12 protein-coding genes are annotated in these 13364 nt (G+C 68.7%); 5 read left to right on the top strand and 7 right to left on the bottom strand.

Annotated elements, in window-relative coordinates:
• The gene (locus tag MTAB308_RS03720; RefSeq protein ID WP_077097992.1) at positions 1-720 is read right to left on the bottom strand and encodes an MgtC/SapB family protein; all 720 of its coding nucleotides are present in this window, start codon (positions 718-720) and stop codon (positions 1-3) included.
• 38 nt (positions 721-758) lie between these two features.
• Entirely contained in the window at positions 759-2342 is a 1584-nt protein-coding gene (locus tag MTAB308_RS03715; protein ID WP_077098186.1) for a mannosyltransferase, read from the bottom strand.
• 294 nt (positions 2343-2636) lie between these two features.
• On the opposite strand from MTAB308_RS03715, the gene MTAB308_RS03710 reads away from it, so the two are divergent.
• Positions 2637-3080, top strand: coding sequence for a universal stress protein (locus tag MTAB308_RS03710; protein ID WP_077097990.1), 444 nt, complete (start codon positions 2637-2639; stop codon positions 3078-3080).
• A gap of 13 nt (positions 3081-3093) precedes the next feature.
• Here MTAB308_RS03710 and MTAB308_RS03705 read toward each other — a convergent pair whose 3' ends face one another.
• Positions 3094-3780 carry an MBL fold metallo-hydrolase gene (locus tag MTAB308_RS03705; RefSeq protein ID WP_077097988.1) on the bottom strand — a complete coding sequence of 229 codons (687 nt, stop codon included), beginning with the start codon at positions 3778-3780 and terminating at the stop codon, positions 3094-3096.
• A gap of 121 nt (positions 3781-3901) precedes the next feature.
• Between MTAB308_RS03705 and uvrA the strand changes: the two genes are divergently transcribed.
• Positions 3902-6805 carry an excinuclease ABC subunit UvrA gene (gene uvrA / locus MTAB308_RS03700; RefSeq protein WP_077097986.1) on the top strand — a complete coding sequence of 968 codons (2904 nt, stop codon included), beginning with the start codon at positions 3902-3904 and terminating at the stop codon, positions 6803-6805.
• Positions 6806-6866: 61 nt separating this feature from the next.
• Here the strand turns inward: uvrA and MTAB308_RS03695 are convergent, their stop codons facing one another.
• From MTAB308_RS03695 to MTAB308_RS03685, 3 genes are read right to left on the bottom strand one after another with little or no spacing between them, the layout of a single operon-like run.
• Positions 6867-8063 carry a winged helix DNA-binding domain-containing protein gene (locus MTAB308_RS03695; RefSeq protein ID WP_077097984.1) on the bottom strand — a complete coding sequence of 399 codons (1197 nt, stop codon included), beginning with the start codon at positions 8061-8063 and terminating at the stop codon, positions 6867-6869.
• A 1-nt stretch (position 8064) separates the two neighbouring features.
• A complete protein-coding gene (locus tag MTAB308_RS03690) occupies positions 8065-8298 on the bottom strand; it encodes a hypothetical protein (RefSeq protein WP_077097982.1) in 234 nt (77 codons plus the stop codon).
• A gap of 10 nt (positions 8299-8308) precedes the next feature.
• Positions 8309-8737, bottom strand: a complete 429-nt coding sequence (locus MTAB308_RS03685) for a DUF6653 family protein (RefSeq protein WP_342744137.1) — start codon at positions 8735-8737, stop codon at positions 8309-8311.
• A 605-nt stretch (positions 8738-9342) separates the two neighbouring features.
• Here MTAB308_RS03685 and MTAB308_RS03680 point away from each other — a divergent pair.
• Positions 9343-10059 carry a hypothetical protein gene (locus tag MTAB308_RS03680; RefSeq protein ID WP_077097980.1) on the top strand — a complete coding sequence of 239 codons (717 nt, stop codon included), beginning with the start codon at positions 9343-9345 and terminating at the stop codon, positions 10057-10059.
• A gap of 112 nt (positions 10060-10171) precedes the next feature.
• Positions 10172-11545, top strand: coding sequence for a cytochrome P450 (locus MTAB308_RS03675; RefSeq protein ID WP_077097978.1), 1374 nt, complete (start codon positions 10172-10174; stop codon positions 11543-11545).
• Positions 11546-11567: 22 nt separating this feature from the next.
• Here MTAB308_RS03675 and MTAB308_RS03670 read toward each other — a convergent pair whose 3' ends face one another.
• Positions 11568-12638: a GGDEF domain-containing protein gene (locus tag MTAB308_RS03670; protein ID WP_077097976.1), complete on the bottom strand. Its 1071-nt coding sequence runs from the start codon at positions 12636-12638 to the stop codon at positions 11568-11570.
• Positions 12639-12716: 78 nt separating this feature from the next.
• Here MTAB308_RS03670 and MTAB308_RS03665 point away from each other — a divergent pair, with 78 nt between their 5' ends.
• Positions 12717-13316: a class I SAM-dependent methyltransferase gene (locus MTAB308_RS03665; protein WP_077097974.1), complete on the top strand. Its 600-nt coding sequence runs from the start codon at positions 12717-12719 to the stop codon at positions 13314-13316.
• Positions 13317-13364 lie beyond the last annotated feature (48 nt).

Below are 13364 nucleotides of genomic sequence, written 5' to 3'. Positions count from 1 at the left end.
TCAGTCCGTTTCCTCGTCGGCGCGCAGGACCGCGATCACCCCGTCGAGTTCGGCGAACACGTCCCGCGCGTTTCCCATTTTGTTGCCCGACAGGGTCATCGTCACCCTGACCTCGCCGTCGTCGATGTCATAGGCGTCCGCGTCGAGCTCGGTGAGCTGCCAGTTCTGTTGTCCGGAGATCCGCAGCACCTCCCGCAACACGCCGCGGCCGTTCTCGTAGATGATGTGCACGCGCGTGGTCCCGCGCAGCTTGGCCGCGAGCTGGCGCTCCACCGTGTTGAAGGCGAGCGCGCTGATGAAGTGCAGGACCACCACGGCGATGGCGAGCAGCAACAGCCCGGCGCCCGCCGCCATGCCCACCGCGGCCGATTCCCAGACCGCCGCGGCCGTGGTGAGTCCGTGCACCGCGCCGCGCCGGGTGATGATGAGTCCGGCGCCCAAAAACCCTATGCCCGAGACGATTTGGGCCGCGACACGGGAGGGGTCGAGCACGATAGACCCGGCGTGCAACACATCGCCGAAGCCGTACTTGCTGACCAGCATGATCAACGCCGCCGACGTGCCGACGATGGTCTGGGTCCGCAGCCCGGCGCTCTTGCCCTGAACGGTCCGCTCCAGGCCGATGAGCGCCGTCAACCCGAACGCGGCCAGAAGTTCGACCAGGTGCCGCGCGTCCTGCACCTCGCCACCCAGCAGCGGGCCGGCCAGCCAGATCTGCATGACCGTCAACTACCCACAGCCGGCGCTTCTATGCCCCGTCATCGCGTCGATTTGACGACCTGCGAGTAGTGGAATTGCCAACGCTCCACGATGCGGAACCCGAGGTAACTGGGGAATCGATACGCCGGGGCGCGCCCGAAGGCGGCTCCCGGCGGCAGCGCTTGTCCGGCCTGGTGATCGGGCAGCGCCGGGTCCCGATTGGTGACGGTCCAGATCGTCGTGCACTTGTTGATCTTGGCCGTCGTCAGCCACACCGCCACGTGTCCGTCCCACAGCCAGCCGACCTTGGGTCCGTAGGCGCCGCGCTCGACATCGATCAGCGACCTGAAGGCCGCCGGCCGGGTGGCCAGCAGGGCGCGTATGGGCCCCGGCCGCCACGGCACGGTGTTGTCCACCATCACGCAGTCCCCGGCCGACGCGTGGGAGCTGACCAGGTCGGCGACCTGGCTGTAATCCCAGCCCTCCTTGGCGTAGGGCCAGCGCTGAATGAACAGGTAATTGGGCAGCGCGGCCGCGGCGAACAGCAGCACCACGGCCGCAACCGGCCATGGTTTGCGGGCGATCGTCACGATGCAGACGGCCAGGACGACGGCCGCGGCCGGCGCGGTGAGGATCAGGTAACGCGGAAAGTAGATCGGTTCGATGGCCGCCGAGTAGACGACGACGAGGGCGGTGGGGAGGACGATCCAGACCAGGCACACGGTCAACAGGCCACGGGTGTCGCCGGCCGGAACCCGCGCGCCCCTGAGCCGGGCCGCCAGCGCCGCGACGACGACGACGCCCGTGAGGATGGCGAACGGAACGCTGTGGTCGAAGTACTGCCGCAGGATGATGTCGAACGCGTAGTGCCAGCTGACGGGGAAGATCCAGTTGACCTGGTACACCTGCCCGTGGGCGAAGACGATGAACGGCGTCACCGCGCCGACGGCGACGGCCGAGCCGACGGCCCACCGGATGACCGCGGACTTGCGGGATCCCTGCGGTGCCAGCACCGGCAGGGCTGCGGCGTATACCGGCACCAGCAGGACCAGGTTGAGGCTCAGCACGATCGAGGCCGCCAGCGCCGCCGCGTAGGACACCCACAGGCGCGCCCTGTTGCGCCGGACGGCGGCGACCAGCAACACCGTCAGCCAGATGGCCGCGGCGGCCGCGAACGCGTACGAGCGCGCTTCCATGCCCGCCCAGGTGGTGCGCGGCAGGATCGCGAAGACGGCACCCGCGCACACCGCGGTGGCGCGCCCGGGGACGAACTGCCTGGTGAACACCGTGACGCCGGCGGCGGCGACCCCGACCGCCAGGGCGCTGGGCGCCCGCGACCAGAATTCGGTCGGCGGAAATATCGCAAACCAACCGTGCATGAACAGGTAATACAGCCCGTGAACGGCGTCGATGTGGCCCAGCAGCTTCCACAGCTCGGGCAGGGTCCGGCTGGCCGAAGCCGAGATCGTGGCGCCCTCGTCGAACCACAACGACGGCCGGCAGGCCCAGGCGGCGCTGATGACGGCGGCGAACGCCGCGATCGCCCACGGATCGAGCAACCTGCCGCGCGGGCGCGCGGGCTCGGGCCGGTCAGCGACGCCCGGGGCGTCGCCGGCCAGCTGCTCAGCGGTGGACATGGCCATGATGCTTGTCACTGTAGGGCGCGCCGGATGAACCGGCTCACGATGATTCCGCCGCGCCGGACCCGGCATGCACGCCGCGGCGCCGCGGTCCGCGAAAAGGTCCGGAATGCAAGGGTTTCCGCTTTGCCGTGGTCAATCGGCCGTTTCGGCTGCGGGCAAACTATTCAGTGGCGCAGCAATGCCCCGCAATTGACGGTCGCGCCACGCCGCGCTGACCCACGAATGAGATCCCTCTTTTTCCGGCAAACACGATACTGTCTTGGGTTGGCGGACCAACCGAAACTGGGAGGGTAAATGAGTGCCTATCGGACCGTGGTGGTCGGGACGGACGGCTCGGATTCATCGTTTCGTGCGGTAGACAAGGCAGCGCAGATTGCCGGAGACGACGCCAAGCTGATCATTGCGTCGGCGTACCTGCCGCAGCACGAGGACACCCGGGCCGCCGACGCTCTGAGGGAAGAAAGCTACAAGGTGTCGGGCACCGCCCCGATTTACGCGATCCTGCAGGACGCCAAGGAGCGCGCGCACAAAGCGGGAGCCAAGAACGTGGAGGAGCGGTCGGTCGTCGGCGCCCCGGTCGACGCGCTGGTCAAGCTGGCCGAGGACGAAAAGGCCGACCTGCTGGTCGTCGGCAACGTCGGCCTGAGCACGATCGCCGGCCGCCTGCTCGGATCGGTGCCGGCCAACGTCTCACGTCGCGCGAAGGTGGACGTGCTGATCGTGCACACCACGAACTAGGTCGAGGGCGGCCCTACCAGCCGCGTTCGCGCCATTCGCCCAAGTGGGGTCGCTCTTCGCCTAACACGGTGTCGTCGCCGTGGCCGGGGTAGATGACGGTCGAGTCGTCGTACACGTCGAACACCCGGTTGGTGACGTCGTCGAGCAGCTGGGCGAAGTCTCCGGCCTGCCACGTCTTGCCGACCCCGCCCGGGAACAGGCAGTCGCCGGTGAACAGCTGTGTGACCCCGCCGGTCGCGGGACCGTCCAGGGCCAGCGCGATCGAGCCCGGCGTGTGCCCGCGCAGGTGGATGACGTCGAACCTGAGCTTGCCGATGTGCAGGGTGTCGCCGCCCGCGAGCAAACGCTCCGGCTGGACCGGCAACGGTCCGGCATCGATCTGGTTGGCGGCCGTCGGGGCGCCGGTGGCGGCGGCGACGGCCTCCAGCGCCTGCCAGTGATCGAAGTGCTGGTGGGTGGTCACGATCAGCGACAGCCTCGGCGCATAGCGCCGGATCAGGTCGATCAGGAGGTCGGCGTCGTTGGCGGCGTCGATCAGCAGCGTCTCCCCGGTCTCCGCGCACGTGACCAGATAGGCATTGTTGTCCATCGGGCCCACCGACGCCTTTAGAATCGTGGCGCCGGGTAGGGTCCGGCGGGCCGCCGTACCGGGTTCGACGTGTCCGGTGTAGTCGTCGTCGGGCACAACCGAGGCACTCATAGCGGCCACGTTACTGGTCAAACGTTGCCTGTCGGTACGGGCACATAGCATGGAATGCGCCGTGCGCAATAACTGCTGCAGCACGTGAACCATTCGCTGATAGTTGCTGAAAGAAGGCAGCGTGGCTGACCGCCTCATCGTCAAGGGCGCCCGCGAGCACAACCTGCGGGGCGTCGACCTCGACCTGCCGCGCGACGCGTTGATCGTGTTCACCGGGCTGTCCGGATCGGGCAAGTCGTCCCTGGCTTTCGACACCATCTTCGCCGAGGGCCAGCGCCGTTACGTCGAGTCGCTGTCGGCCTACGCCCGCCAGTTCCTCGGGCAGATGGACAAGCCCGACGTCGACTTCATCGAGGGTCTGTCCCCGGCCGTGTCGATCGACCAGAAGTCGACCAACCGCAACCCGCGGTCGACCGTCGGCACCATCACCGAGGTCTACGACTACCTGCGGCTGCTGTACGCCCGAGCGGGCACCCCGCACTGCCCGGTCTGCGGCGAGCGCATCGCCCGCCAGACGCCGCAGCAAATCGTCGACCAGGTGCTGGCGATGCCGGAGGGCACCCGCTTCCAGGTGCTCGCGCCGGTGGTGCGCACCCGCAAGGGCGAGTTCGCCGACCTGTTCGAGAAGCTCAACGCCCAGGGCTACAGCCGGGTGCGGGTCGACGGCGTGGTGCATTCGCTGACCGATCCGCCCAAGCTGAAGAAGCAGGAGAAGCACGACATCGAGGTGGTGGTCGACCGCCTCACCGTCAAGGCCAGCGCCAAGCAGCGGCTCACCGACTCGGTGGAGACCGCGCTGAATCTGGCCGACGGCATCGTGGTGCTCGAATTCGTCGACCACGAACACGACGCCCACAACCGGGAACAGCGCTTCTCCGAGAAGCTCGCCTGCCCCAACGGGCACGCGCTGGCGGTCGACGACCTGGAGCCGCGGTCCTTCTCGTTCAACTCGCCCTACGGCGCCTGCCCGGAGTGCACCGGCCTGGGCATCCGCAAGGAGGTCGACCCCGACCTGGTGGTGCCCGACCCGGAACGCACGCTGGCCGAGGGCGCGGTGGCGCCGTGGTCGACCGGCCACACCGCGGAGTACTTCACCCGCATGATGGCCGGGCTCGGCGACGAGCTGGGCTTCGATGTCGACACGCCATGGCGCAAGCTGCCGGCCAAGGCCCGCAAGGCGATCCTGGAGGGCTCCGATCACCAGGTGCACGTGCGGTATCGCAACCGTTACGGCCGCACCCGGTCGTACTACGCGGATTTCGAGGGAGTGCTGGCGTTCCTGCAGCGCAAGATGGCGCAAACCGAGTCCGAGCAGATGAAGGAGCGCTACGAGGGCTTCATGCGCGACGTGCCGTGCCCGGTGTGCGAGGGCACCCGGCTCAAGCCGGAGATCCTGGCGGTCTCCCTGTCCGCCGGGGGGCGCGGCAAGAAGTCCATCGCCGAGGTGTGTGAGCTGTCCATCTCGGACTGCTCGGACTTCCTGAACGCGCTCACGCTGGGAACGCGCGAGCAGGCCATCGCGGGGCAGGTGCTCAAGGAAATCCAGTCGCGGCTGGGCTTTTTGCTCGACGTCGGACTGGACTATCTGTCGCTGTCGCGCGCGGCGGCCACGCTGTCCGGCGGTGAGGCCCAACGCATCCGGCTGGCCACCCAGATCGGGTCCGGCCTGGTGGGCGTGCTCTACGTGCTCGACGAGCCGTCCATCGGCCTGCACCAGCGTGACAACCGTCGGCTCATCGAAACCCTCACCCGCCTAAGGGATTTGGGCAACACGCTGATCGTCGTCGAGCACGACGAGGACACCATCGCCCACGCCGACTGGATCGTCGACATCGGCCCGCGGGCCGGCGAGCACGGCGGCGAGATCGTGCACAGCGGAACCTACGCCGACCTGCTGGCCAACAAGGACTCCATCACCGGCGCCTACCTGTCGGGCAAGGAGAGCATCGAGATCCCCGCGATCCGCCGGCCCGTCGAGCGGCGCCGCCAGGTCACCGTCGTCGGCGCCCGCGAGCACAACTTGCGCGGCATCGACGTGTCGTTCCCGCTCGGGGTGCTCACCTCGGTGACGGGGGTGTCCGGCTCCGGCAAGTCGACGCTGGTCAACGACATCCTGGCCACGGTGTTGGCCAACCGGCTCAACGGCGCCCGGCAGGTCCCGGGCCGGCACACCCGGGTCACCGGCTTGGACCACCTGGACAAGTTGGTGCGGGTGGACCAGTCGCCGATCGGCCGCACGCCGCGGTCCAACCCGGCCACCTACACCGGGGTGTTCGACAAGATCCGCACGCTGTTCGCGGCCACCACCGAGGCCAAGGTGCGCGGGTATCAGCCGGGCCGATTCTCGTTCAACGTCAAGGGCGGTCGCTGCGAGGCGTGCACGGGCGACGGCACCATCAAGATCGAGATGAACTTCCTGCCCGACGTGTACGTGCCATGCGAGGTCTGCCACGGCGCCCGGTACAACCGCGAAACCCTGGAAGTGCACTACAAGGGCAAGACCATTTCCGAGGTGCTGGACATGTCGATCGAGGAGGCGGCGGAGTTCTTCGAGCCGATCACGGGCATTCACCGCTACCTGCGCACGCTCGTCGACGTCGGGCTGGGCTACGTCCGACTCGGCCAGCCCGCCCCGACGCTGTCCGGTGGTGAGGCGCAGCGCGTCAAGCTGGCCGCCGAACTGCAGAAGCGTTCGACCGGGCGCACCATCTACATCCTCGACGAGCCCACCACCGGGCTGCATTTCGACGACATCCGCAAGCTGCTCAAGGTCATCAATGGCCTTGTCGACAAAGGCAATACGGTCATCGTCATCGAACACAACCTGGACGTCATCAAGACGTCGGACTGGATCGTGGACATGGGCCCCGAGGGTGGGGCCGAGGGCGGAACCGTCGTCGCCGAGGGCACTCCCGAGGACGTCGCCGCGGTGCCCGAAAGCTACACGGGCAAGTTCCTCGCCGAGGTGGTGGGCCGGGCCGAGGCGCCGCGGCGGGCGACCCGCCGCCGCAAAGTCACCGCCTGAACCGGGGCGCATCGCGACACGTAAACGTCGCACACGACACGCCGAAACACCTCGCAACCGTTTATGTTTCGCGGCCCGCGGCCCCACCGGCTTTCGACAGCGGCGACGGGAAGCGGGGGCTGATGCGCACGCCGTCCAGCCACGAGGTGAACTCGTCGGCGCGGCGCTGCAGGGCGCGCCGTCCGTCGCGGCCGGGATCCTCGAGGAGCTGCAACCGGACGCGGGCGCCGTCGTCTTGATACCAGCCGCCCACCACGCGGCCGTTCCACCACGCGGTGGGGCCCGCGTTGCCGTTGCGGTCGAACACCTGCGCGCGATGGTCCCCGAGATACCACTCGCGGTGAAACCAGCCCATGGTGGTGGCGTCCAGCCCGGGCAGCAAGGCGCACCACGGGGGCGCCTCGGGCTCGGGATCGAGGTCGTCGGGTAACGCCCAGCCGGTGCCCCCGGGGCTGCCCTGCAGCTCGACTTCCACCGCCCCGATATCGCTCAGGGCCTTCCGGGCAGCGGTCAGCGTGGTGCCGAACCACCACTTGATGTCGGCGGCGGTGGCGGGTCCGAAGGCCGCCAGCCAGCGGTGGGTCAGGTCGGCCTGCGCGGCGTGCAGGGAGGGGGCCTGCACGGGCATGCCGAGCCAATCCCCGGTCCTGGCCCAGCGCGGCCGCGACGTGGTCCAAGCCCTGTCATTCGGCCCGCGCACGATCTCGCCGCGCGCCGAAAGCACCGTAAGCACCCGCGGGGCGAGCGGAACCTGGCCGCCCCAGCGCTTTCCGGGAGCCGGGTCGTAACTCCCGGCCAGCTCGGGTAGCGCGGCGCGCAGTTCGGTGCCGCTGGCCGGCCCGCTGTCGCTGAGATGCCGCAACACCGCCGAACAGGCGGCATCGAGCCAGCGCTCGCCGTCGGCGGCCACACCGGCCTTGTGCACGTCGGCGACCAGCCGGCGCCATTCGTTGTCGGCGACCCGCGCACTGGACGCGGACTGAATCGCGGGCAAGTCGTCGCTGCTGACCAGCCACAGCGTGCGCCGCATCGCCAGCTGCTTGACCGCGGCGCGCTTCCGGTACAGGTGCAGGTCGAGGTCGGCGGTCGCGAAACCCTGGAAACGCGCCCACAGCGACAGGTACGGGGTGGCGGGGTCGGTCGCATGCAGCCCGACCAGCCCGGCGATCACCCGCGTCAGTGGCGGCGGGTCGCCCGGGGAGAGGAAATGCCTGCGTGCCAGGCGGTTTCGTCGCTCCGCGATGGTGAATGTGCGCACCTCAGCGCTCGTCGGAGCGCATCGACTCCCGGATCTGCCTCAACCGCTCGGCCGCCGCGCGCTCACGCTCCTCGTACTCCTCTTCGACCGAGCGGCCTTCCGCGGTATCGGCGTCGAGCTCGGCCGCGCCCTGCGCCGTCGCGTAGCGGGATTCGATTTTCTCCCTGACGGATTCGAACGTCGGCACGCCGGCCGCGTCGTACCCGGGGTCGGGCGTCGTTGGTTCGTCGGGCATGGGTGTCACGCTACTGCGCCTGGCGATCGAAATAGCGCGCCATCTGCTGCCAATACACCAGGGTGAGGGCCATCTGCACCGCGGTCGCGATCGCCGCCGGGATGCGGCGACGACGGCTGGCGGCGACGCCGGCGCTCAGCGCAGCCGCGGAGGTCACCGCGCTGAAGAGCATGGCCGCGTCCCGGGGCCGACGGCTGATCCACAGCTCCTCGCCCAGCATCGCCCTGGCTGACCAGGCGCGTTCGTACGCCGGCTTGCCGAAGACGAACGGGTTGGCGGCGAACGACAGCGCGACCAGCGCCGCGTGGCTCCAGCGCCATGTCCACACCGGCACCAGCGTCAGCGGCGTGCTCGCCCAGCGCGTCCAGGCGCTCCACGGATTGCAGTGCCGGGCAAACATCGCGCGCCTGCTGCGGGCGGCCTGCGAGCGCGGGGTCACGGCTTCGAGTGTGCGCCCCCGCCCGGCTTTGGCGAAGTTTCCGGCGCCCGCCGCACAATCGATTCGGGTGGGCGGCCTAAACGCCTCTCCATAATTGCGCCGGCCGAAATTCGTCGTCTTCGGGGGGCCGCCGCGACAACTTCGCCGATTTGTGGTCGCCGGAGTCGATGCGCGCGGTCAGAAACCAGCTAACTCCGCGGCGCCCCGCGGCCGCCGCGCGGAAAAATTGGAACTAGAAGCAGCCAGCTTCGTCCGGTTAAATCATCTAAGTGAGAAGGGGCCTAGGGGCCTCGAACAGGCCTAATCGCCCCGTTCGTACCCAGCCACGTGGACGCGTACACACGTGGTTAACCGAAATGCAGCCGACGCGGCGATCGCCTGGTCCGCGGCGCAGCGAGCACCGCTGTACCGTTACAGGCAAATTTTCGTTCACAGTAGTACAGGAATGTGGACAATGATCTCGGCTAAAGCGGCGGTGTCGTCACCACAAGCGGGGGTCCATCGCGCAATTGCGACGGTAATTTATTGCGCTGAGATAACGAAATACTTCAAGAGCGTTCGCACAAATGGTCCGAGCAGCACAGATCGGGAATGAAGGGACAACTATGGAAGCGGCTCAACTGGCACGTAGGGCGACCGATGGCCCTTGGCTGGAGGGCAGTTGGGGATGGCGGGACGACGCGACCGGATGCCGGGTCACCGCGTCGACGCCGCAGGCGCAACCCGAGCTGTGGGAGCAATACCTGGACGGCGCGTTTCAGAGCTACAAGCGGCACGGACTGGAATGGGTCCTCGACCTCGACGCGGTGTGGGACGGCAACGACACGGCGCTGTTCTTCGCCGCGACCGATCCAGACGGCCGGGTCGTCGGGGGCACCCGCGTCGTGGGGCCGCTGCGGGCGCCTGAGGATTCGCACGCGCTCGAGGAGTGGAACGGCAACCCAGGCGCCGCCGTGCTGCGCTACATGATCGCCAACCGCATCCCGTTCGGTGTCGTCGAGGTCAAAAGCGCCTGGGCCAACTCCCAGGAGTACGGCAGCCGGGCGCTTTCCCGGGTGTTGGCGCGCACCGCGCTGCCGACGATGACGCTGATGGGTGTCCAGTTCGTCATGGCCACCGCGGCGGCCCACGTCTTGGAACAGTGGCGATCCTCCGGGGGCGTGGTGGCCTCGCGGATACCGGCGGCCGCCTATCCCAATGACAACTACCGAACCAAAGTCATGTGGTGGGATCGCCGGACCCTGGCCATCCACGCCGAGCCCGACCAGTTCAAGCTGATGTGCGCCGAGGACGCGGTCATCCTTCGCCGTGCTTCGGCCTAGGGGGAGGGCGCGCGCTCAGCACGCCTATCCCGCTGGCACCGAGCGGAATTCGGCAGGCGCGGACCCACCGGTGGACGCCGGGGCGATGCTGGCGACGGTCTAGGGTCGAGGGGTGTCCATCACCGAGCGGCCCGTGCGGGACGTCGCGACGTTGCCGCTGGCCCCGAAAAATCCGCTTCCGTATCGCGAACGCGTGAAGGCGATCAGGGAATTCCACACCGGCACGACCAAGCTTCGCGACGCCGGCGGACCCGTCACCCGGGTCACATTGGGACCCGGCTGGCTGATTCCCCCGATCGTGTTGGCGACCTCACCGCAGGGGATCCGCGACATCGTCAGCGTGAGAGACGGTTCGGTCGACAAGACGAGCACGGTGGCCACCGAGCTGCGCCGGCTGCTGGGCGGGAACCTGTTCGTGCTGCCCCACACCGAGTGGTTGCCGCGCCGGCGAACCCTGCAGCCGGTGTTCACCCGCCAGCGGGTCCGCCAGTTCGGCGGACACATGGCCGAGGCCGCCGAAACGGTGTGTGCCACGTGGGCAGACGGCTCCGAGATCGATCTCGACGCGCAGTGCCGCACGCTGACGTTGCGGGCACTGGGTCGCTCGGTGCTGGGTTTGGACCTCGATGAGCGATCCGACGCGATCGCCGAGCCGCTGCGGGTGGCCACGAGTTACGCGGTACGGCGAGCCCTACGGCCGCTGCGCGCGCCGGAGTGGCTGCCCACGCCCGCGCGGCGGCGCGCCCGGGCCGCCGCGCGGGCGATTCGCGACCTCGCCGACGAGATCCTGCAAGCGTGCCGCGCCGACCCCGACAGGGAGGCGCCCCTGGTCCACGCGCTCATCGCCGCCACCGACCCGGAAACCGGGCAGTCGTTGAGCGACACCGAGATTCGCGACGAGATGATCATCTTCTTGTTCGCCGGCCACGACACGACCGCCACGACTCTGACCTACGCGCTATGGGCGCTGGGCCGCCATCCCGACGTGCAGGAACGCGTGGCGAGCGAAGTCGCGGAGCTCGGCGATCGCCAGCTCACCCCCGACGACGTCGCGCGGCTTACTTTCACGGTGCGGGTCCTGCAGGAGGCGCTGCGGTTGTGCCCGCCGGGGCCGACCGGAACCCGCATGGCGACGCGCGATGTCGAAGTCGCGGGCTATCGCGTCAAGGCCGGCACCATGCTGGCGTTCGGAAGGATGGCGGTACAGACCGATCCGACGCTGTGGGACGACCCGCTGCGCTTCGACCCGGACCGATTCAGTCCGGAGCTTGATCAAAGCCGCGATCGTTGGCAATACGTTCCGTTCGGCGGCGGCCCCCGCTCTTGCATCGGAGATCACTTCGCGATGCTGGAGGCCACCCTCGCGTTGGCGACCATCGTTCGCCGAGTCGAAATCGAGTCGCTGTCGGAGGATTTCCCGCTGGCCGTGCCGTTCACCATGGTCGCGGCGGCTCCCATCATGGCCAAGGTGCGGCTGCGTCGGTGACCCGGCGCGCCACACGCCGGCGCTAGGCCCGTACGCCGTGGTGGGCCTGGTTTCCGCCGCGGCGTTTGGCGGCATACATCGCGGTGTCGGCGATCACGATCAGCTCGTCGACCAGCCACGCGATATCGCGACCGGTCAGGAGGCGCAGTTCCGCGCTTGCGGTGCCGATGCTGGCCGTGATCTCGGGGGAGAGCTCGGCGAGCGCGGTGCAAAATTCGGTGGCCAGCGGCGCGACGTCCGGGGTCGCCGAGGTCAGCGCGACCAAGAATTCTTCCCCTCCGGCGCGGCAGATGACCGCATCGGACGGGGTGCGCTCCCGCAGCAGGTCGGCCACCTGCCGCAGGGCGCGGTCACCGGCCGAATGACCAAGGGTGTCGTTGATGCGTTTGAAGTTGTCGAGGTCGACCATCACCACCGCCAGGTGGCTGTGCTCCGGCGGCGGATCCGTCAAGCGGCTGCCGACCTCGTCGGTGAACGCGCGGCGGTTCAGCAGCCCCGTGAGGGGATCCTCTTGGGAGCGAAGGGCATACGTTCCCAAGGCCCGGGAGATGCCCCAAACCCCAAGGGGCAACCACAGGTTGAGAAAGATGTTGAGCCAGAACGCGGACGCCGCGCTGGCCACGTTGGCCTCCTGGGTCAGCCGCAGCACCGCCACGGTGGTGACCGCGACGGCGACGACACCGTTGAACACCAGAAGTCTGGGACCGTGGAACAGCGCGATGTAGCAGCCGGGGATCGCCATGGCGGTACAAGCCAGGGCGGCGAGGGCCGCGGTGGGCTGGACGACGCTCCACCCGCCTACGCACAACGCGCCCACCGCTACGCCGACCTGCGACTGCCGGCGCGTAGGCCAGCGCGTCAGGCACAACGCGGTCACGCCGGCGGTGAACGCGGCCGCGACGGCACCGGTGATCACCTCCGCGGGGCTGGGGTGGTGTTGGCTCGGCAACACGGTGAGCGGCACCAGTGCCGACGAACCGGCGATGACGGCGATGATCGTTCGCGCCGGGCGCAGGATCCCGCGCTGGCGCAGGAACGTCGTGGTCCAGTCGTACTGGTCGGGCTGGTTCCACCACGCCTTCAGCCGTGACATCGGTCAGCGAACCTTTCTCGCGCCCGCACCGGCGGCCGCCGCGCGCGCCCCGCGCGCGGCAATGCCATGATTGCCGCTATGGCTTCTCGACACACGCGATTTCGGTTGTTTTACCGCATCGGTTTCACGCCGTGGGAAGGTCATGCGATCGGGCAGGGCCTGCGGGATCTGATCGAGGGAACCGCCGATTCTCCCGCGCTGCCCACGGGCTCGGCACTGGACGTTGGATGCGGTACCGGGGATAGCGCGATCTACCTCGCCCAGCACGGGTGGAAGGTCACCGGGGTTGACTACGTCGCGAAGCCGCTCGAAAAGGCGCGCGCCAAGGCCGGCGCCGCCGGTGCCTCGGTCAACTTTGCCCGTGCCGACGTCACGCAGTTGAGCCAGGAGGGGATCGGTAGCGGTTTCGACTTGATCGTCGACAACGGCTGCATCCACAACATGAGTGGCACCGATCGCGAGGCGTACGTCCGGGAGGTCAGCGCCGTGGCGGCACCCGACGCGCGGCTGTACATCGTCGCGTTCCCTCCGGGCGGGAGGTTCGGGGTGCCGGGGATCGACCACGCCGAAATGGAACGACGATTTGCCCCCGGCTGGACGCTGCTGTCCACGGGTGACGAGCGGGAACTCGACGACAAGACCCCGACGTACTACTACCTGTTTCAACGCCGCCCTTAAACCTCGATCGGCCGTGGGTGCGAGGGGAATTGGCCGTGGGCTCCGCTC

This window comes from Mycobacterium terramassiliense (assembly GCF_900157385.1).
Lineage (GTDB): Bacteria > Actinomycetota > Actinomycetes > Mycobacteriales > Mycobacteriaceae > Mycobacterium > Mycobacterium terramassiliense.
Note: the sequence above shows the minus strand (reverse complement) of the source record. Positions and strands in the feature narration are given on the sequence as shown.